General features: G+C 57.9%; 13 protein-coding genes. 7 read left to right on the forward strand and 6 right to left on the reverse strand.

The features are described 5' to 3' along the window. The first annotated feature begins 62 nt into the window (after positions 1-62). A complete protein-coding gene (locus ACQUTG_RS03645) occupies positions 63-2,183 on the forward strand; it encodes a 4Fe-4S binding protein (RefSeq protein WP_428918081.1) in 2,121 nt (706 codons plus the stop codon). 218 nt (positions 2,184-2,401) lie between these two features. Here the strand turns inward: ACQUTG_RS03645 and exaC are convergent, their stop codons facing one another. Then, entirely contained in the window at positions 2,402-3,922 is a 1,521-nt protein-coding gene (exaC, locus tag ACQUTG_RS03650; RefSeq protein WP_428918082.1) for an acetaldehyde dehydrogenase ExaC, read from the reverse strand. Positions 3,923-4,248: 326 nt separating this feature from the next. On the opposite strand from exaC, the gene ACQUTG_RS03655 reads away from it, so the two are divergent. Then, positions 4,249-5,439 carry a helix-turn-helix transcriptional regulator gene (locus ACQUTG_RS03655; RefSeq protein ID WP_428918083.1) on the forward strand — a complete coding sequence of 397 codons (1,191 nt, stop codon included), beginning with the start codon at positions 4,249-4,251 and terminating at the stop codon, positions 5,437-5,439. A gap of 83 nt (positions 5,440-5,522) precedes the next feature. On the opposite strand, the gene ACQUTG_RS03660 is transcribed toward ACQUTG_RS03655, so the two are convergent. Both ACQUTG_RS03660 and ACQUTG_RS03665 read right to left on the reverse strand, forming a co-directional pair. Continuing rightward, positions 5,523-7,181, reverse strand: a complete 1,659-nt coding sequence (locus tag ACQUTG_RS03660) for a hypothetical protein (RefSeq protein ID WP_428918084.1) — start codon at positions 7,179-7,181, stop codon at positions 5,523-5,525. Between the two features lie 128 nt (positions 7,182-7,309). Beyond that, positions 7,310-8,179 (reverse strand): bile acid:sodium symporter family protein, encoded by an 870-nt coding sequence (locus ACQUTG_RS03665; RefSeq protein ID WP_428918085.1) that lies wholly within the window; start codon positions 8,177-8,179, stop codon positions 7,310-7,312. 515 nt (positions 8,180-8,694) lie between these two features. On the opposite strand from ACQUTG_RS03665, the gene ACQUTG_RS03670 reads away from it, so the two are divergent. Both ACQUTG_RS03670 and ACQUTG_RS03675 read left to right on the forward strand, forming a co-directional pair. After that, positions 8,695-9,855 (forward strand): TAXI family TRAP transporter solute-binding subunit, encoded by a 1,161-nt coding sequence (locus ACQUTG_RS03670; protein WP_428918086.1) that lies wholly within the window; start codon positions 8,695-8,697, stop codon positions 9,853-9,855. Positions 9,856-9,951: 96 nt separating this feature from the next. Further along, positions 9,952-11,940: a TRAP transporter permease gene (locus ACQUTG_RS03675; protein WP_428918087.1), complete on the forward strand. Its 1,989-nt coding sequence runs from the start codon at positions 9,952-9,954 to the stop codon at positions 11,938-11,940. A gap of 66 nt (positions 11,941-12,006) precedes the next feature. Here ACQUTG_RS03675 and ACQUTG_RS03680 read toward each other — a convergent pair whose 3' ends face one another. The 3 genes from ACQUTG_RS03680 to pedF form a co-directional block, all read right to left on the reverse strand. After that, positions 12,007-13,782 carry a PQQ-dependent methanol/ethanol family dehydrogenase gene (locus ACQUTG_RS03680; protein WP_428918088.1) on the reverse strand — a complete coding sequence of 592 codons (1,776 nt, stop codon included), beginning with the start codon at positions 13,780-13,782 and terminating at the stop codon, positions 12,007-12,009. A 214-nt stretch (positions 13,783-13,996) separates the two neighbouring features. Beyond that, positions 13,997-14,953: a substrate-binding periplasmic protein gene (locus ACQUTG_RS03685; RefSeq protein WP_428918089.1), complete on the reverse strand. Its 957-nt coding sequence runs from the start codon at positions 14,951-14,953 to the stop codon at positions 13,997-13,999. Positions 14,954-15,025: 72 nt separating this feature from the next. After that, a complete protein-coding gene (pedF, locus tag ACQUTG_RS03690; RefSeq protein ID WP_428918090.1) occupies positions 15,026-15,454 on the reverse strand; it encodes a cytochrome c-550 PedF in 429 nt (142 codons plus the stop codon). Positions 15,455-15,737: 283 nt separating this feature from the next. Here pedF and ACQUTG_RS03695 point away from each other — a divergent pair, with 283 nt between their 5' ends. From ACQUTG_RS03695 to ACQUTG_RS03705, 3 genes are read left to right on the forward strand one after another with little or no spacing between them, the layout of a single operon-like run. Then, entirely contained in the window at positions 15,738-16,901 is a 1,164-nt protein-coding gene (locus tag ACQUTG_RS03695; protein ID WP_428918455.1) for an ABC transporter substrate-binding protein, read from the forward strand. Positions 16,902-16,943: 42 nt separating this feature from the next. Then, on the forward strand, positions 16,944-17,918 hold the full coding sequence (locus ACQUTG_RS03700) for a YVTN family beta-propeller repeat protein (protein ID WP_428918091.1): 975 nt from the start codon (positions 16,944-16,946) through the stop codon (positions 17,916-17,918). Further along, on the forward strand, positions 17,915-18,637 hold the full coding sequence (locus tag ACQUTG_RS03705) for an ABC transporter ATP-binding protein (RefSeq protein ID WP_428918092.1): 723 nt from the start codon (positions 17,915-17,917) through the stop codon (positions 18,635-18,637). Before ACQUTG_RS03700 ends, ACQUTG_RS03705 begins: the two co-directional genes overlap by 4 nt. Position 18,638: the final 1 nt, after the last annotated feature.

Genomic DNA, 18,638 nt, shown 5'->3' on the forward strand with positions numbered 1-18,638 from the left:
GAGACTCCCCCCGATCTCCCTAGCATGGAACAAGGAAAATAATAACTTTAAGGAGTCTCCCGATGGCCGGGCGAATTGTGCTTTTGCTGGTGTGTCTTTCCCTGTTCCCGATGCCTCTGCAGGCCAAGCTCACGGACGCCAGGCGTGCGGCCATCCAGGAGCTGTTCCCATCTGCCACCGTCATTGAAGACAAGCTGACAGACTTCCCGGTCTACCCGGTATACCAGCTTCAGGAGCTTCTGGGATATGCCTACGAGTCCACGGATCTGAGCCGGCTCCAGGGCTTTGCCGGCAAACCCATCCGGATGATGATCGGGCTCGACACCAGGGGCCGCTTTACCGGTGTAAAAGTGCTGGACCACCACGAACCGGTGTTCCTGCATGGACTGGGTGAAGAGCCGATGTTCGAGTTTGTGGAACAGTATGAGGGCAGGTCCCTGCGGGAGCAGATCATCGTGCAGTCATCGAATTCCTCCCGCTCCGGTAAAACCTCGGAGGGGGATGTGGTGTATTTCGATGGGGTCAGCAAGGCCACCGTTTCGGTCCTGATTATCAATGACACGATCCTCTCCTCCGGCCTCAAGGTGGCGCGCCAAAAGCTGGAGGCCTTTGCCCAGGCTGCTCCCACCCGTGCCCGGCCCGACTTCTTCGAACCGCTGGAATGGAGCGAACTGATCGAACGAGGCTTCTTAGGCAGCGCCGCCATCCCGGTCGAAACAGTGGAGGAACAGCTCGGGCGACCGCTGTCCGATTACGCCGCCGATCTGAAACCCACCGGAAACGAGCCGTTTGCCGAACTGTTCTTTGCCTACATGAACTCGCCAATGGTTGGCCGGAACCTGCTGGGGAACGACGGCTACCGCCGGTTCATGGAGCGGCTGGGGGAGAATGACAAGGTCATGCTGGTTGCGTCCCGGGGAGTATTTCCCCATGTGAGCGAGGACTTCACCCCCGGAAGTTCTCCCGACCGCATAGGCCTGGTGCAGAACAACCTGGCGGTAGAAATGCGGGATCTCAACTGGCTCGATCAGAACCTGCCCCTGATGGCAGAGGGTATGCCCGGATTTGCTGCAGTCAACCTGTTCCGGATTGGCGGCAACGCTGGCTTCAACCCCGGAGCCGAAGCACATCTCAAGCTCCATGTCGAACTGGCGCGAAACCACCTGATATCAGATAGCGCCACCTTCGACCTGCCGGTGTCCTTCAATGAGGCACTGTTTGAAACGGTGGAAATCGCCACTCCAGCGGAATCGACCCGCGAGCCGGTCTGGGTCGGCCTGTGGAAGGAACGCTGGTGGCAAATTGCCCTGCTGGTCGCCGGGCTCACCATGCTGACGATGGTTTTTGCCAGGCAGAAAACCCTCAGCCGTCACCCGAAACTGGTGCACCGATTCCGCTGGGGCTTCCTGTTTTTCACCCTGTTCTTTATCGGTTTCTACGCCCAGGGCCAGTTGTCGGTTGTGAACATCTATACCCTGTTGCTCGCCCTGTGGGACGGTTTCTCCCTGGATGTATTCCTGCTCGACCCGGTGATCTTCATCCTGTGGACCTATACCTTCATCACCCTGTTTATCTGGGGCCGGGGGCTGTTCTGTGGCTGGCTTTGCCCCTTTGGCGCCCTGCAGGAAATGGCGGCCTGGCTGGGTGAGAAACTCCGTTTCCCACAAATCAAGGTGCCCGAGCACTGGCACCGCCGGCTGATACTGTTGAAATACCCGATTCTGCTGGGGCTGGTCGGCACCGCGTTTTACTCCCTGACCCTGGCCGAACAGCTGGCTGAAGTGGAACCGTTCAAGACCAGCATCACCCTGTTTTTTGTCCGTTACTGGCCGTTCGTGGTGTATGCCGTGGCACTTCTGGTGATCGGCATGTTCATCCACAAGTTCTATTGTCGCTACCTGTGCCCGCTCGGCGCCGGACTGGCGGTACTGGGCCGGTTCCGGCTGTTCAGCTGGCTGGAGCGCATCGACCGCTGCGGCTCACCCTGCCAGCACTGCAAGAACGAGTGCGGTATCAACGCCATCCGCAAGGATGGGCAGATCGACTACGACGAATGCATCCAGTGTCTGGAGTGTGTGGTGATCCTGCGGGACGAGGGGCAGTGCGTGGACAGTATCGTTCGTAACAAACAGGAGCGGAAGCAGCGTGCCAGGATCCTGGCGACGGATGCCGCAGGGGCCTAAGTGACCACGGGGTCTGAAGAACGCTTTCTTCTGACCCCATTTTCAAATCCAGCCCCCGGAGTCTCGACCTAAAAAGGGGTCAGATGAAGGCTTTCATCAGACCCCGTGTCATGCCTGAGACAACAAAAAAGCCCCGGGGAGGGGCCAAGAGAGATAACTCACATCCATGTGGGGACACGAAGCGCGGGCCCTCAGGCCCGCGAACCGATGCTTTCAGCTCAGAAGAAACCCAGCGGGTTGGTGTCGTAACTGACCAGCATGTTCTTGGTCTGCTGGTAGTGCTCGAGCGCCATCTTGTGGGTTTCGCGGCCAACGCCGGACTTCTTGTAGCCACCGAAGGCGGCGTGCGCCGGGTAGGCGTGGTAGCAGTTCATCCAGACCCGACCGGCCTGAATGTTGCGGCCCATGCGATAGGCAAGATTGGTGTCCCGGGTCCAGACGCCGGCACCCAGGCCAAACTCGGTGTCGTTGGCAATGGCCAGGGCCTCTTCTTCGGTCTTGAAGGTGGTGACACCCACCACCGGGCCAAAGATCTCCTCCTGGAACACACGCATCTTGTTGTCGCCCTTGAACAGGGTCGGCTGGATGTAGAAGCCATTGCTGAACTCTTCGTCCAGATGCTCGCGGTCACCGCCGGTCAGCACGACGGCGCCCTCCTGCTTGCCGATCTCCAGGTAGGACATGATCTTGTCGAACTGTTCCCTGGAGGCCTGAGCACCCACCTGAACGTCGGTATCCAGCGGATTGCCGCGCTTGATGGCCTTGGTGCGCTGGACGACCTTCTGCATGAACTCTTCAAACATGTCTTCCTGGACCAGAGCGCGGGACGGGCAGGTGCACACCTCACCCTGGTTGAAGAACGCCAGTACCAGACCTTCGACACACTTGTCGATGAATTCCGGCTCGGCCTTCATGACGTCGGAGAAGTAGATGTTCGGGGACTTGCCGCCCAGCTCAACGGTGGACGGAATGATGTTGTCGGCAGCGCACTTGAGGATATGGGAGCCCACCGGGGTGGAACCGGTGAAGGCAATCTTGGCGATGCGCTTGCTGGTGGCCAGAGCCTGGCCGGCTTCGATGCCATAGCCGTTCACGACGTTGAGTACGCCCGGCGGCAGCAGGTCACCGATGATTTCCATCAGCAGCAGGATGCTGGCGGGGGTCTGCTCGGCCGGCTTGAGCACGGTGCAGTTACCGGCAGCCAGACAGGGGCCCAGCTTCCAGGCCGCCATCAGCAGCGGGAAGTTCCAGGGAATGATCTGGCCGACAACGCCCAGCGGCTCGTGGAAATGGTACGCCACGGTGTTGTGGTCGATCTCACCCATGTGGCCTTCCTGGGCCCGGATGCAACCGGCAAAATAACGGAAGTGATCGGCGGCCAGCGGGATGTCGGCGTTCAGTGTTTCACGAACGGCCTTGCCGTTATCCCAGGTTTCGGCAACCGCCAGTTGTTCCAGGTTGGCCTCGATGCGATCGGCAATCTTCAGCAGGATGTTGGAACGCTCGGTTGGCGAGGTCTTGCCCCAGGCCGGCGCGGCCTTGTGGGCAGCATCCAGCGCCAGATCGATGTCTTCGGCGGTGGAACGGGGAATCTCGCAGATCACCTCGCCGGTCACCGGCGTGATGTTGTCGAAGTACTCGCCTTTGACGGGCGCCACCCACTCACCGCCAATGTAGTTTTCATAGCGGGGCTTAAAGGAGACGACAGAACCTTCTTTTCCGGGTTGTGCGTAGATCATGTTATCGACCTCTTGTTGTGTTTATCGCAGGGCAACGCGGCCTTTCGCGTTTACCCATTCAATGTAGACCCCGATCCGGAATAGTTGAATGATGCGATAGAGGCGAAAAACTCGTTCCTTGGTAGTAGATGGCCGGTCCTGACGCTTGAGCGGTGTGACATAGGTGGGATTCGGGAGTTTTTACCTTATTTTACGTTTCCATCCACCTGGCTCGACTAGGATGAGACCTAACAAACTGTGTCGTTTGATAATGGTCAAGAATACTGAGGCCTCATATAACGTCAGATGGCGGGATGTGAATGCCTTGGATGGAAGGGGCCTTCCCTGTGACAAACCCGAACATTCCCCGTTCTGAAGAGCCCGCGGGTGAGCTCGCTTTTCCTTTCCCCTCGCTTGGAGGCGAGGATCTGCAGGCGTATAACACACTCGTCAGCACCCTGTACCGATGCCTGCATGACAATACCGGCTTCCAGCCGTTCTTTGATGCCTTCCAACATCGCTTCAAGGCTATGCAAGGTGGCATCCTGGGGCTCACCAGTAACCCACAGCGCATGGTGTATGGCTGGACCTTTGGCTATCCGGAAGGCTTCGAAGAGTGGTACATCAACAGTGATCTACCGGAACGGGATGAAGCCCTCACCCGCTTTGTGAGACTTCCGCCACGCCAGTTTGATTCTTTTCTGCGGGGAGACACCAGTCGCACCGTTTTCGATGTTCTCGCCCCGGAAAGTCAAACTCGTGTTTGGGCGGAACAGGTTGGCATGGGCGATAGTGCGGGCATGCTCGCCACCCGGGAGAATGGCACCAATGTGGTGTTCATTGCCAACAGACACAAGGAATTCGGCCCCTATACCACAGACGAACTACTGCAGATGAATCTGCTGGCTCCCCATATCGAGAATGCCGTGGCCCTGCATCTGAAACTGTACGAGACGCGCAGCGACAATGAAAACCTGGCGATGGCACTCAACCACGTAAAAAAACCGCTCATCGTCTTCAACGCACTGGGCAATATTGCCCAGGCCAACGACGCGGCCCTGACTCTTATGGAAAGCAGCAGTAGCCTGTCCATTACCGGCTCCGAGCGACTGCAAAGCGCAGATCGCCGCATTACCCGCCAGCTGCAGGATGCCATTACCACCTGCATCGTCCACTCCCACAAAGGCATTCTCTCGCCGCAAACGGTATTCACCAGTCGCGGCCATGAACGTATCGCGGTCTGCCTGACACCCCTGATCGCCGAGAGCGCTGAAAATAACGGCGTGTTGGCGGAATTGTTCTGTTTTGACACTTCATTGGAGCCGGATCAGCAGAGACTACAGGCGCTGTTCCAGTGCACACCGGCAGAAGCCGCTGTCGCCGCCGATCTGGCCCAGGGCCTGAGTGCCAGCGATGTTGCCGATAGAAAGCAGATTTCCATCCATACCGCTCGCCAACACATCAAGAACCTGCTGGCGAAAAACGGCTATCGCAAGCAGACGGAGCTGGTGTCCATGCTGGTTCGGGCTTTGGGCTAAAAATCATCAGCTACTTAAAAGTAAAGGGCGAACTCATAGAAGTTCGCCCTTTACATTCACACCAGTAAAGCCTTGCAAGAGTACTAGGGCAGCGGCCTCAGCTCACTGACAAAAAAGCCCAGCAGATTCTCAGTTCCACCATCAATATGCCGGAAATCCACCAGTGCCCACTCTTTGCCGTCGGCGGTTTTGATGGGAGCGAATACCCAGCTCCCGGTGGACGAGTCATCAGGATTGGTCTCTTCGTAGACGAGGGTGCCGCCGGCGCTCACAGTCCAGAAGTCAATAACAGTTTCTTCATTATCGGCCAGATAGGTGACCGAGCCTGTACTTCCTGAGAGGATGACCTCGGCGGCTGCACCCTCACCCACGAGATCAAACTCAAATGACTTGTCCGTTCCATTAGCAAAGACACCACCGGTACGCTCGACAAGAATGCTGCTGGTATTGCCGGCCAGATCGCTCAGCTCCACACTGAAGCGCCCCACCCTTCGCAGGGCAATCACGCCATCACCCGCGGGTTCCAGTTGGAGATCTCCGTATCTCGTCACTTCCGACGCGGCGTTCAGGCCCCCTGCGCCGTTGGCGTCATAAAGCCCGCCCGGACCATCCGTTTCCGTCTCGATGTCGGTCACCTGGAAGCTGCCATTGCTAACGCTGTAAGTGCCCCATTCTGAAGAAACCTCCACGAGATCATCACCCGTGTACACCTCGCCATTGGCGTTATGGGCGATCACATAATGGCTGTCATCCAGAATGGTCAGCACGTTGAAGTTTTCCCCTTCTGGCAAATACCAGGCACCCACGTATGTGTTACTGGCATCATTGATGGACTGGAACGGTGTCGCGGCAGCTGCTTCGCTGCCAAAGTGCAACTCGTCGCCCACCAGTTGGACGGTTTCCGTACAGTCTCCCAGGTCCGCAGCCAGGCCCGGACACAGCCCCCCTTCGCCACCTTCTGACTCGCCGAGCACCGAAATGATCATTTCTCCGGTTGCCGGGTTCCAGGTGTAATTGCCCCACTCCGCCGTTGCCGCTCCCTGATCGTCGTTGCCGTACTTGTGGGCAATGATGTAGGTGCCATCGTCCAGGAAGGTCAGGATATTGATTTCTTCGCCATCCGGGCCCTGGCCATTGCTACTTTCACCGGCGGGTTCCACGAATACCCAGCTGCCACGCAGGTCTGCGTGCTGGGAGGCGTAAAAGTGGGCTTCAGCCTCCTCCGCACTGATCAGCGTTTTGTTAACCGCGGTTGTCACCTCATTCGTAAACTGGGTTTCAAATTCGGCAGCGGACTGATCCACCACCAACAGCGTATTTTCCAGCGCCGCGTGGGTTTCAGCGGTGATAGTGATGCCATTATCGGGGTTGCCATCCTCGTCCAGGCTTTGCAGCAGCCTCAGGATATTGGTCAGCTGGTCAGCAGAACTTTCCTCAGCGGTCATGTCAGCGGGCGTGACACGTCCGGTTGCCGGAACCGGGGGCAGCTCAATGCCGCCAATACTGAAGGTTACCGTTTCACCCTCAACGTACTCGTATTCCCCGAGAGCGCTGGTAAAGTCACTCTGGGTCGCCGTCTGGTACCGGATGTTGGCTACTGCGCTATCCGTGAAGATGCCCGTTTTGGTGTTTTCTGGTGTCGTGGTGTCTTCAGTCACGGTGGTTGAAGAAGACGAACCACTACCGCCACAGCCACTGAGCGCTACGGCCAGGGCCAGGGAGCCGAATTTGATTACTTTCATAATTTTTCCTGTTGTTGGAATAACCGAAAGTAATACTTAATAATTTCCACCTCCCTGCGCATCCCCAAAATTGGGTATGCGGCGAGCGATGAGTGCGGAGCAGCTCACAGCCGCCAGTTTTGGGGACTCTACCGGGCAAGCGGAACCAGCCTCCGCCCCATCATGATCAGAATGGCGCCGAAGCCGTACATCATGACGCTGTAGACCACTGCCGGAATGGACATTTCGGAGGATTCCAGCAGCGTAAGAGTAACCATCAGGGCAATGGTGCCGTTCTTGATGCCCAGTTCCACGGCGACCGCCAGGGATTCCCGCTGTGACAGGCCGAACAAACGGCTACTGGCCAGGCCGATGGCAACCCCGATCAGATTGAGCAGGAAAGCCGCCGGACCGGCCTGGACCAGCAGCTCCAGCAGGCGGTCGCGGGAGCCGTACATCAACGCGATGATGAGAGCCAGAAGCACCAGACCACCGAAAAGACTGACCACACCCTCGGCTTTTTTCGCACGCTCGGGCGCGCGGGTCCGGATGAGCATGCCAATGGCGACCGGCAGCAACACGATCATCACCAACATGGCAATGGTTTTGCCGACCGGGAGTGAAATATCCGCCCCCTCACCGAAGTGCATCTGCAGTGCGTAGTTGGTAAAGAACGGCAGCGTGACAATGGTGATCAGGCTCGCGGAGACGGTGAGCAGAATGGACAGGGCAATGTTGCCTCGCGCCAGCAGGACGAACAGGTTCGACGTCGTGCCTCCGGGACAGGCAGCGATAATCACCAGGCCCACCGCCAGTGCCGGCGCCAGACCCAGAATCGGCACCAGGGCAAAAGCCACCAGCGGCATCAGGAGAATCTGGGCAATAGTGCCGACAATCATGCCCCGGGGGTTCAGAGTAACCTGACCAAAGTCCCTGAGGGTCAGGGTTAGTCCGATACCCACCATGATAATGAACAGCGAGATCGGAAGGCCGATCGAAATCAGTGGACTGGATTCCACGTTATCACTCCCTCGTTATTGTTGTTTGAGTCAGGTGGTCTGATCAGTCCAGACCCGGATATACAACTACAAAGCGGCAGAGTTCTCAATCGTCAGGTGCTCTTGGGTCAGTTTGCTCGGCTCCCCGCTCTCAAGCCCCCCTTTTCGTCCCGGGAAACGGACAATTTCCATGAGCGGTTTATGCTCACCTGATACTTGATACAAGCCACAGATAAGCCGGCCAACCGAAACTCACCAGATTTAATTTTCTGGAAGGTTGCTGCGAGATCAGACATTCCTTATATTGAAATTACAAAAATGGATGTCGCCCTGCAAAACCTAATTCATTTATGGTTTTGCTGTGCGAAACAACGTTGGGAAGTTTGGATACCTACCAAACAACTCTTCTGCATTTTTGTAACGTCAGCCACCACCCGTGGATCCGCGGAGTGTTGTCGGTTTTCTTCCGGCCACCACCTTGCACTTCTCCTCCTGAGGTAAGTGACGTGACCGGATAACAACACAGGAAAAGAACGATGCATAAAATCAACAAAAGTCTGCTCGTCGGTGTATTGAGTGCCTCATCCCTTTTTGCCCACAGTGCGGAAAATGTAGATCTACCCGGGACGCTCGCCATGACCGCTTATGGAACGGGATCTGCCGGCTACACCCAGATGGTGTCTCTGGGCAACCTCCTGAAAAACGAATACGGCACTTCTGTCCGGATTCTGCCCGGGGAAAACGACGTATCGCGCATGACGCCGTTGCGTATGGGACGGGTTCCACTTTGCGCTTGCGGGATTGCCAGCTACTACGGATCGGAAGGCGTCCTTCTCTTCGCAGACGCCGATTGGGGCCCGCAGCCTATTCGTCTGATCAGCACATCCACTGCCAGTTTTGGTCTGGGTGTCGCGGTCGCCGGCGATATCAACGTAGAAACACCAGCGGATCTCAAAGGCAAGCGTGTGGCCTATATCCGTGGTGATGATGCGCTGAATGTCGGTACTGAAGCATTTCTGGCATTTGGAGATCTGACCTGGGATGACGTCGAACGGGTGGAGTTCCCGGGTTATGGCCGTGCCTTTGAAGGCATTGTTGCGGATCAGGTCGACGCTGCATTCACCATGAGCGTGGCGCCGCCGGCTCAGCAACTGGCCGCCAGCCCGAGGGGTATTGTTTGGCCGGAACTGGATCCCGCCAATCAAGAGGGCTGGAGCCGACTTCAGAGTGTCGCGCCTTATTTCCAGCCCCACTCGGCCACCTCCGTCGCCGGTGAGGCCTATGGCAAAGACAGCCCCTGGATCGGTGCCAGCTATCCGTACCCGATCCTGGTCGGTAATGAAACCCTGGATGATAAAACAGCCAGCAGCCTTATCCGTGTCCTTATTGAAGATCACGACAAATACAAGGACGCGGCCCCGGGTAATGCAGGTTACTCGCTCGAGAATCAGAACATGCAGTGGGTAATCCCTTATCACGATGCCGTCGTGGACTACTACAAGGAAATCGGACACTGGACCGATGCCATGCAGGCACACCAGGACCAGCTGGTTAAACGCCAGGACATCCTGCAGACCACCTGGAAAGCCTTCATGGATTCCAATCCGCCGGAAGATGAAGACGCGTTCCGTGCGAATTGGATGAAAGTTCGTGCCGACGCACTCGAAGCAGAAGGCATGGCACCGGTTTTCCGTTAAAGCCAGCCTCACAACATCGGAGTTCCGTTGCCAGAACAGCAACGGTGCTCTGGTGTTTTCCGTTTTCCCCTTTATCGCACCAGAGGCTCTGATCCTATGAGCTCCCCTCAGCAACAACCCGTAAGTACGGGTGAAATCTCCGGCATCCGCAAACTGGAGGGGTTCTGGCTCTGGGTTCCCCGTGTGGCAACCCTGGCACTGACCCTGCTCGCCATTGATTACCTGTTTAACATCGGCCTGTTTACCGCCGTGACTTCGGTGGAAAGCCAGTTTTTCTACGCGGTAGTTGCCTTGATGCTGCCGCTCGTTTTCGTACTCTGGCCAGCCTCCAGCAGAGCGTCGCGCTCAACGGTGCCCTGGTACGACATCATCCTTTTCGTGTTCACCGCGACAGTGTGCGGCTTTTTCGTCTTTAATGCAGAGCGCATTCTGGAAAGCGGCTGGGAATACGACGCACCGGACTACGCCATCATTATGAGCTTCCTGTTATGGGGCGTGATCTTTGAAGCAGCGCGTCGGGCCGGCGGTTGGCCAATAGGCATCATTGTCGGGATCGCAAGTCTTTACCCAATATTCGCGGATGTGATGCCGGGGCCGATTCAGGGTTTTCCATCCTCGCCCTCCCAAACGGCCATCTATCACGCCATGAGCCGTGAAAGCGTCATGGGCATCCCGTTGCAGGCGTTTGCCAACCTGGTCATTGGGTTTTTATTGTTCGGCGTAGCATTGCAGCAGACCGGAGGCGGCAAGTTTTTCATCAATCTCGCATTTGCCCTTCTGGGCCATGTCCGAGGTGGTCCGGCGAAGGTCGCAGTCTTTTCCAGCGGCCTGATGGGATCGATGAGCGGAAGCGTGATCACGAACGTGCTTACTACCGGTGTACTGTCGATCCCCGCCATGAGGCGGGTAGGTTTCGGACGTTCCTACGCTGCCGGCGTCGAAGCGTGTGCGTCCACTGGCGGCGTTCTGATGCCGCCCGTCATGGGCGCAACGGCATTCATCATGGCCAGCTTTCTGAACATTCCCTACGGAACGATTGCACTGGCAGCGGTCGTGCCCTCCTTTCTGTACTTCATGGGTCTGTTTATCCAGATCGATGCTTACGCGGCCCGCCATGACCTCAAAGGTTTACCCGAGGTCGAGCTGCCTTCCTTACGCCAGACCTTGAAAGAAGGCTGGTACTTTATCTTCGTTTTCGTGCTTTTGATCTGGCTATTGTTCTTTTTGCGGCGAGAGGCAACAGCGCCCTTCTATGCTACCGCCTTGCTGTTGGTGATTAATCAGGTACTGCCATACCACCGATGGCAGTGGAAGGAAGTGAAAGACTTTTTCTCGAGTGCCGGCAAACTGTTCGCAGAACTCATTGCCATTCTGGCGGGCGTCGGTTTGCTGGTAGGGGCTCTGTCTGTAACCGGAATGTCAGGCACTATAGCCAATGACCTGATATTTTTGGCCGGCGGCAACACCCTGGTGCTGCTGCTCATGGGGGCAGCAACCAGCTTCATACTGGGCATTGGCATGACCGTCACAGCCGCTTATATTTTTCTGGCTGTGGCCCTTGCTCCAGCCCTGATCACCGGCGGTGGCATGGACCCGTTGGCTGTTCACCTGTTTATCCTGTACTGGGGCATGTTGAGCTTCATTACCCCGCCCGTGGCCCTGGGCGCCTTTGCCGCTGCGTCGGTGGCGGGTGCGCGGGCGATGGAGACCGGCTTCCAGGCCATGAAACTGGGCAGCGTGATTTACTTTATCCCGTTCCTGTTTGTATTGAATCCGGCGCTCATACTTCAGGGCTCCTGGAAGGAGATTCTGGTCGTGCTACCCCAGGCTATTCTGGGTGTCGCGCTGATTGCTGGCGGGATGCAGGGTTACCTGCTGGGCATTGGTAACCTGTCACTTTACCGGAGACTCCAGTGGCCTGTCCGTCTGTCGTTGATTGCTGGCGGTATGATGTTGGCGGTTCCGGGAGGTGGCCCGGTCCCCTTCACCAATCTGCAACTGACGATGTTCAGCGCTGTATTGATCACGCCAGCGCTTGCACTGGTTTGGTGGTCCAACCGCAACCAGAAATCTCTGGCACTTTAGAAAGAGAGAGGGCAGCACAAAAGCTGCCCTCTCTCCAACCAACCTCGCTTCAGTGACTTATCGCAATCAATTACTGGCAACACGATCCTTCGGCAGCTTGAAGGTCCAGACCATGCCACCCTGGTTGAAGTCCTTGACCACCCTGGCCACTTCACCACCCCAGAGCGGAACCGCACCACCCCAGCCGGAGGCGACGGAAACATACTGCTCGCCGTCCATGGTCCAGGTCACCGGCGTGCCAACGACCCCGGAGCCGGTGTTGAACCGGTAGAGTTCTTCCCCGGTCCTGGCGTCAAACGCCTTCAGATAGCCTTCAGGCGTTCCGGTGAAGACCAGGTTGCCAGCGGTAGTCATCACACCACCCCACAGAGGCGCGGTGTTTTCATAGCGCCACACTTCCTTGCCGGTTTTCGGATCCATGGCGCGCAGAACGCCGATGTAATCATCATTGGCCGGCTTGATGGTGAAGCCTGCACCCAGGAAGGCCGCGCCTTTTTTGTAGGACACCGGCTCATTCCAGATGTCCATGGACCACTCGTTGGAAGGCACGTAGAACAACTCGGTTTCCGGGCTGTAGGCCATCGGCATCCAGTTCTTGCCACCAAGGAAAGCCGGCTGGGCCACGACCACTTCACCCTTGCCGCCGTCAGTAGCCGCCGGGTCACCCGGTCGGCCACCTTCAGTGTATATCGGACGACCGGTGTCCGGATCCAGGCCCTCGGCCCAGGTGATCTTGTCCACGAACGGAAAGCCTCGGATGAAGTCGCCGTTCTCGCGGTTCAGCACGTAGAAGAAGCCGTTACGATCGGCGGTGGCAGCGGCCTTGATGGTCTTGCCATTCTCGTTCAGATCGAAAGAGATCAGCTCGTTGACACCATCGTAATCCCAGCCGTCGTGGGGGGTGGTCTGGAAGTGCCACTTGATGCTGCCGTCATCGGGATCGATGGCCAGGCGTGAGGAGGAAAACAGGTTGTCCCCCGGGCGCAGGTGGGAGTTCCAGGGTGCCGGGTTACCGGTACCGAAGAACAGGGAGTCGGTTTCCGGGTCATAGGTGCCGCCGAGCCAGGTAGCGGCGCCACCATTCTTCCACATATCGCCGGGCCAGGTCTGACCGGGCTTGCCGCCGGAAATGCCATTCTCGATTTTCTTGCCGTCCTTGTAGACGTAACCCATGTGTCCTTCAACGGTGGGGCGCATCCAGACCAGTTCACCGGTGTTGGCGTCGTAGGCTTCCACCTTTCCGACAATACCGAATTCACCCCCGGACACGCCGGTGATGACCTTGCCCTTGACCACGATCGGAGCGGCGGTAATGGCATAGCCCGCCTGATAGTCCGCCACTTTCTTGATCCACATCGGCTTGCCTGTGTCCTTGTTCAGGGCCACCAGCTTGGCATCCAGGGTGCCGAAAATGACCTTGTCGTCGTACAGGGCGACGCCTCGGTTGACCACGTCACAGCAGGGCATGATGCCGTCCGGAAGGCGGGCGTCGTACTGCCAGATTTCCTCACCGGTTTTGGCGTCAATGGCGTAAACGCGGGAATAGGAAGCGGTGACATACATCACGCCATCCTTGATCAGCGGCTGGGACTCCTGGCCACGCATTTTCTCGCTGCCGAACGAGAACGCCCAGGCCGGCTGAAGGTGCTGAACGTTGTCGGTATTGAGATCTTCCAGAATACTGAAGCGCTGGCCCTGGGTACCCATGCCGTAACTGACAATGTCCTCAGGTGTCTTGTGATCGTTGACGATATCCTCGTCGGTTACCGCCTGGGCTCCGTATGACACTGCCAGTGCCAGGGCACTGGCAGCGATGCGGATCCCGAACTTGTTGGTTCTCATGGTTGCGCTCTCCAATTCTCTTGTTTTCGGTTCTCTTGTGTGCGATTCAGGGCGAACCGGGAACTTCTCCCGCCTCTTTTGTGATTCTTCTCGTTAGCGGCAAGCGCAACAATTAACCGCCGGAACAGGTTTTCTCATCACTTGGTAGTACTACCTTAAAAACGAAGAAGCCCGCGACTGGCGCGGGCTTCTTCGACACCGGCAAGCGACAGCATCAGAGATCGCCTTCGGCACGGGCAAGGGCCTCGGGTTCCAGAAATTCCCGATAGTACTGGGGCACGCTGTAACGCAGGCCCAGATCCGCAAACAGGGCATCCAGTTCTCCGCCTTTTACCAGCTTGTCAACGATCGCCTCGAGTGCATAGCCGAGCTGGCGGTGGGTATGCTTGATGGCCATGCCCACATCCCAGACCTGCTTGCCGATGCCGGGGAAACCATTGCCCGCAGCCCGGAACGCTCCGTTCTCGGGCTTGGCCAGCTCATGGTCAATCTCCGACCGCATGCCCATCACGGCACTGACTTCGCCCTGCCGCATCGCCTCAAATGCCTCGCTGACATTCGGATAGTGGCGAACCTGATCCCTCAGCCGTCCCCGAAGCCCGGAGCTCAGGTAGAAATCCGGCAGGGTATCGATCTCCACGCCGATAGGGTGGTACTGGAACACTGCGACGGTTTCCACGCTGTCGAGCTTTTCCGGATTGAAAGCAATCTGCCAGGTTTCCTGCTGATAAGGACCGAAAAGGACTACCTGTTCGTTGATGTATTCTCCGGTGGAATCCTGCATGTAGGCGTATTGCTTATCGTAGGGAACCCGCAGCATCACATCCGCCAACCGCTGCTTGGCCAGGTAATGCCCTTTCCAGACGTTGTTGCGCAGGTCATCCCCCAGGTTTTCGTCGGGAACGATCCAGTGCACCCGGAATTCCACACCTAACTCTTCCGCAATACGCTTGCCCAGCTCCACATCAATCCCCACCGGTTCACCGTTGACCTTGTAGGAATAGGGAGGAAAGTTCTCATACACCCCGACCTTCAGATAGCCGGATTCCAGGATGATGTCGTAGGTGCGATCGGCAGGTCGGTTCAGCAATTCATTGCCGTCCTGAACCTCCTGGGCAACGGTGCTGAAGGCAAGGATGAACAGGGTCATGATCGCTAGCATTGTTTTCATTGTCGGTTCCCCCAACGACGAAGAGCCGGCACCCGGCCGGCTCTGTTCAGAGCAGTTCGGTGATTGACCCGATTATTCGGGCTTCGGAAGGGATTCCACATAGGTCCGGATCGCCCACATGGCATTCTGGTCCATGCTCTTCTTCCAGGACGGCATGCCCCGGTCGGTGCCATTACGCACACGGTTGATGAAGTATTCGTCGTCCCATTGGGTCAGCTCCCGAAGATCCGGGGTCAGGCCACCGGACATAGCACGGATACCATGGCAGCTGGCGCAGTTACCGGCGTAGGCGCTTTCGCCGATTTTCACTGCTTCCGCCTGGTAATCACCGTACTCGTTACCGTCCCGGAACGGATTCTCCATGCGGACTTCATCGCCCAGGGATGGCAGGTTTCCGGTATCCACCTCCTGCGGTGTGACATTGCCGTGGGCCATGACGAACCCGGTTACACCGGCCAGAACAAAGGCCAGAATCGGTCTGATTGCAAAAGGTGTTTTCATTGTTGCTACCTCTGATTGGTTCCCCGTGGGTTGGCCATTGGATTTGTGGTTTGCCAACTCGCTGCACACCAGTCTAGGAAGCTGCATCCCCGATCCGAATGCCACTTTGGAGGTTTTGGCGTAGTTCCTTGGTAGTAATCGGGCGGTATCCGCCGCCCGATTTCCTACTTTGGTACTGCCGGATTGGTACTTTCTGAATATTTCAGGCCAGAGCCCCACTCTCTAAGCTCGGGAGAATGACAAAAACAAACGGGGAACTCTTTTCATGCCACGCTATCAACTCATGCGCCTGCTCGGACTGACCGCACTTTTGTGGCTGAGCCTGGCGCTTTCGGTGCAGGCTGCCCCCCTGCAGGTGCCAATCGGTTACATCCAGTGGGTACCAGACACCGGCCCGGTGTTATCCAACGTCATACCGGAACCGGAAGACGCTGGCCTGCGGGGTGCCGAGCTGGCGATCGCTGATAACAGCACCACCGGCAAGTTCCTGGGCCAGGCCTATTCCCTTCAAACCGAAGTGTCAGACTCTGAAGAAGCCGCCATTATGGCCTTTGACGCCCTGCGCCAGAGCGGTGTTGAGCTGTTCGTGATAAATGCGCCCGCCCAGACCCTGAAGGCCATCACGGAGAAAGCCGGCGACAACACCCTGATCTTCAACGCAGGCGCCAAGGACGATGCCCTGCGCACCGGCCAGTGCCAAACCAACCTGCTCCATACCATGCCCAGCTACGCCATGCTCACTGATGCTCTCGGCCAGTGGCTGAACCAGAGGCGCTGGGATGAAGTGTTCCTGATAACCGGCCCCACAGAGGCCGACCGGGGCTGGGCAGAGGCCTTCCGTCGCTCGGCCAGGCGTTTCGGGCTGGAGATCGTCGAGGACAAACCCTGGACCTTTGATGCCGACCTGCGCCGGACTGCCTCCTGGGAGCTGCCCCTGTTTACCCAGGCCAGCGACTATGACGCCGTGGTCGTCGCCGATGTCCGTGGTGATTTCGGCGAGTACGTGCCCTTCAACACCTGGCTACCCCGGCCGGTAGTCGGTACCCAGGGTATGTCGCCGGTGACCTGGCATCGGGTCGTTGAAAGCTGGGGGGCCGCGCAACTGCAGAACCGTTTCCAAGAGTTGGCAGCCCGGGACATGAACAGTGAAGACTACGCCGCCTGGGCTGCGATTCGCGCCATAGGCACCGCGGTGACCGATCTTGGCTCCGCGAACCCCGGCGAGATCCGCAATTTCCTGTTCAGCGACAAATTCCAGCTGGCCGCGTTCAAGGGTCGCAGGCTGACCTTCCGTGACTGGAATGGTCAGCTGAGGCAGCCGATCCCCCTGGTCCATCCCAGAGGCCTGGTTGCACGCGCCCCCTTTGAGGGTTTCCTGCACCCCAACACCGAAATGGACACCCTGGGATTCGACAGACCAGAGAGCCAGTGTCGGATCAACAGCTGACCGCTCTGGCGGTACGTTCTTAAAACAAGAAGGAGTCAGATCATGAAGACCCTGTTCAAACAGACCGCCCTGGCCGCCATGATCGGCTTGTCCAGCCCGGCGTTTGCCAGTCTGGCCTACGTGTCCAACGAAAAGGACAACACCATTTCGATCATTGATACCGAAAGTCAGGACGTGGTCGAAACCATTGATGTGGGCCAGCGGCCAAGGGGCATCCTGCTGTCCAAGGACTACACCAGGCTGTACATCTGTGCCAGCGACGACGACACTGTCCAGGTGCTCGACCTGGCCACCCGCAAGATTGTCGACACCCTGCCCTCTGGTGAGGATCCGGAGCAGTTCTCCCTGCACCCGAACAACAGGCATCTGTACATCGCCAACGAGGACGACGCCATCGTGACCGTGGTGGATGTGGAGACCAAAGAGGTACTCGCCCAGATTGATGTCGGCATCGAGCCCGAAGGCATGGCGGTGAGCCCGGACGGCAAGTGGGCGGTGAACACCTCCGAAACCACCAGCATGCTGCACTGGATCAACGCGGATACCTTCGAGATCGAGAAGAACATTGTGGTCGGCCAGCGCCCTCGCCACGTGGAATTCAGCAAGGACAGCAAGATTGCCTGGGCTTCTGCCGAGATTGGCGGCACGGTGCACATCATTGATGTGGACAACCTGGAGCAGATCCACGAGATGTCTTTCAAGGTGCCCGGCGTGAATCAGGACCGGGTCCAGCCGGTGGGCATCGAGCTGACGTCCGATGGCAAGTACGCCTTTGTCGCTCTGGGTCCCTCGAACCACGTTGCTGTCGTGGACGCGAAGACCTACGAGGTGCTGGATTACCTGCTGGTGGGCAGCCGGGTGTGGCAGCTGGATCTGGACAAGGACGAGAAACACCTTTACACCACCAATGGCGTCTCCGGTGATGTCTCGGTGATCGATGTGGAGGATCTGAAGGTGATCAAATCCATCAAGGTGGGCCGCTACCCCTGGGGTGTGGTCATCGATCCGACTTCATGACCATTGAAGCGCGCAATCTCAGCTTCCGGTATGGCGACAAGCCAGTGCTCCGTGAGGTCAGCTTCGCGCTGACCTCTGGCCGTTTCCACGCTTTGCTGGGGCCTAACGGTGCTGGCAAGTCCACCCTGTTCGGATTGCTGACGCGACTGCTGGCCCTGCAGCACGGGGATCTTCTGCTGGCCGGGCAATCCCTGAAGAAACAGCCCGCCGAGGCCATGCGCCAGATTGGTGTCGTGTTCCAGCAGAACGCCCTGGATCTGGATCTGACGGTACGCCAGAACCTGCAATACCACGCCGCCCTGCACGGGCTGTCCCGCAGGGAGGCCCGCCTCCGTGGCGACCGGGAACTGGAGCGCTTTGAGCTACTTGATCGGGCCAACGATGCCGTCCGCCAGCTCAACGGCGGCCACCGCCGGCGGGTGGAGATTGCCCGCGCTCTGCTCCATGAACCTTCCCTGCTGCTCCTGGACGAACCAACCGTGGGTCTGGATGTGGCCAGCCGAAAGGCACTGAATGAACACGTGAGGTCGCTCTGTGACAAGGACGGCCTGACCGTGCTCTGGGCCACTCATCTGATCGAGGAGGTCCGGGAGAGCGACCGGGTGCTGATCCTGCACCAGGGCCAGCTGCTGGCTGACGGCACCGGATCGGCCATCTGCGAGGCCGAGGGCGCGCGGAATCTGGCGGAAACCTTCAATGCCCTGACCGGAGCCGGCTGAT

Origin of the sequence: Marinobacter sp. DUT-1 (assembly GCF_050379415.1) — a bacterium.
GTDB lineage: Bacteria > Pseudomonadota > Gammaproteobacteria > Pseudomonadales > Oleiphilaceae > Marinobacter.

Excerpts from the sequence above, each read along its gene's own strand:
- ACQUTG_RS03645 (WP_428918081.1), top strand. The coding sequence starts at position 63 with ATGGCCGGGCGAATTGTGCTTTTGCTGGTGTGTCTTTCCCTGTTCCCG.
- exaC (WP_428918082.1), bottom strand. The coding sequence starts at position 3,922 with ATGATCTACGCACAACCCGGAAAAGAAGGTTCTGTCGTCTCCTTTAAG.
- ACQUTG_RS03660 (WP_428918084.1), bottom strand. The coding sequence starts at position 7,181 with ATGAAAGTAATCAAATTCGGCTCCCTGGCCCTGGCCGTAGCGCTCAGT.
- ACQUTG_RS03670 (WP_428918086.1), top strand. The coding sequence starts at position 8,695 with ATGCATAAAATCAACAAAAGTCTGCTCGTCGGTGTATTGAGTGCCTCA.
- ACQUTG_RS03675 (WP_428918087.1), top strand. The coding sequence starts at position 9,952 with ATGAGCTCCCCTCAGCAACAACCCGTAAGTACGGGTGAAATCTCCGGC.
- ACQUTG_RS03680 (WP_428918088.1), bottom strand. The coding sequence starts at position 13,782 with ATGAGAACCAACAAGTTCGGGATCCGCATCGCTGCCAGTGCCCTGGCA.
- ACQUTG_RS03685 (WP_428918089.1), bottom strand. The coding sequence starts at position 14,953 with ATGAAAACAATGCTAGCGATCATGACCCTGTTCATCCTTGCCTTCAGC.
- pedF (WP_428918090.1), bottom strand. The coding sequence starts at position 15,454 with ATGAAAACACCTTTTGCAATCAGACCGATTCTGGCCTTTGTTCTGGCC.
- ACQUTG_RS03695 (WP_428918455.1), top strand. The coding sequence starts at position 15,738 with ATGCGCCTGCTCGGACTGACCGCACTTTTGTGGCTGAGCCTGGCGCTT.
- ACQUTG_RS03700 (WP_428918091.1), top strand. The coding sequence starts at position 16,944 with ATGAAGACCCTGTTCAAACAGACCGCCCTGGCCGCCATGATCGGCTTG.
- ACQUTG_RS03705 (WP_428918092.1), top strand. The coding sequence starts at position 17,915 with ATGACCATTGAAGCGCGCAATCTCAGCTTCCGGTATGGCGACAAGCCA.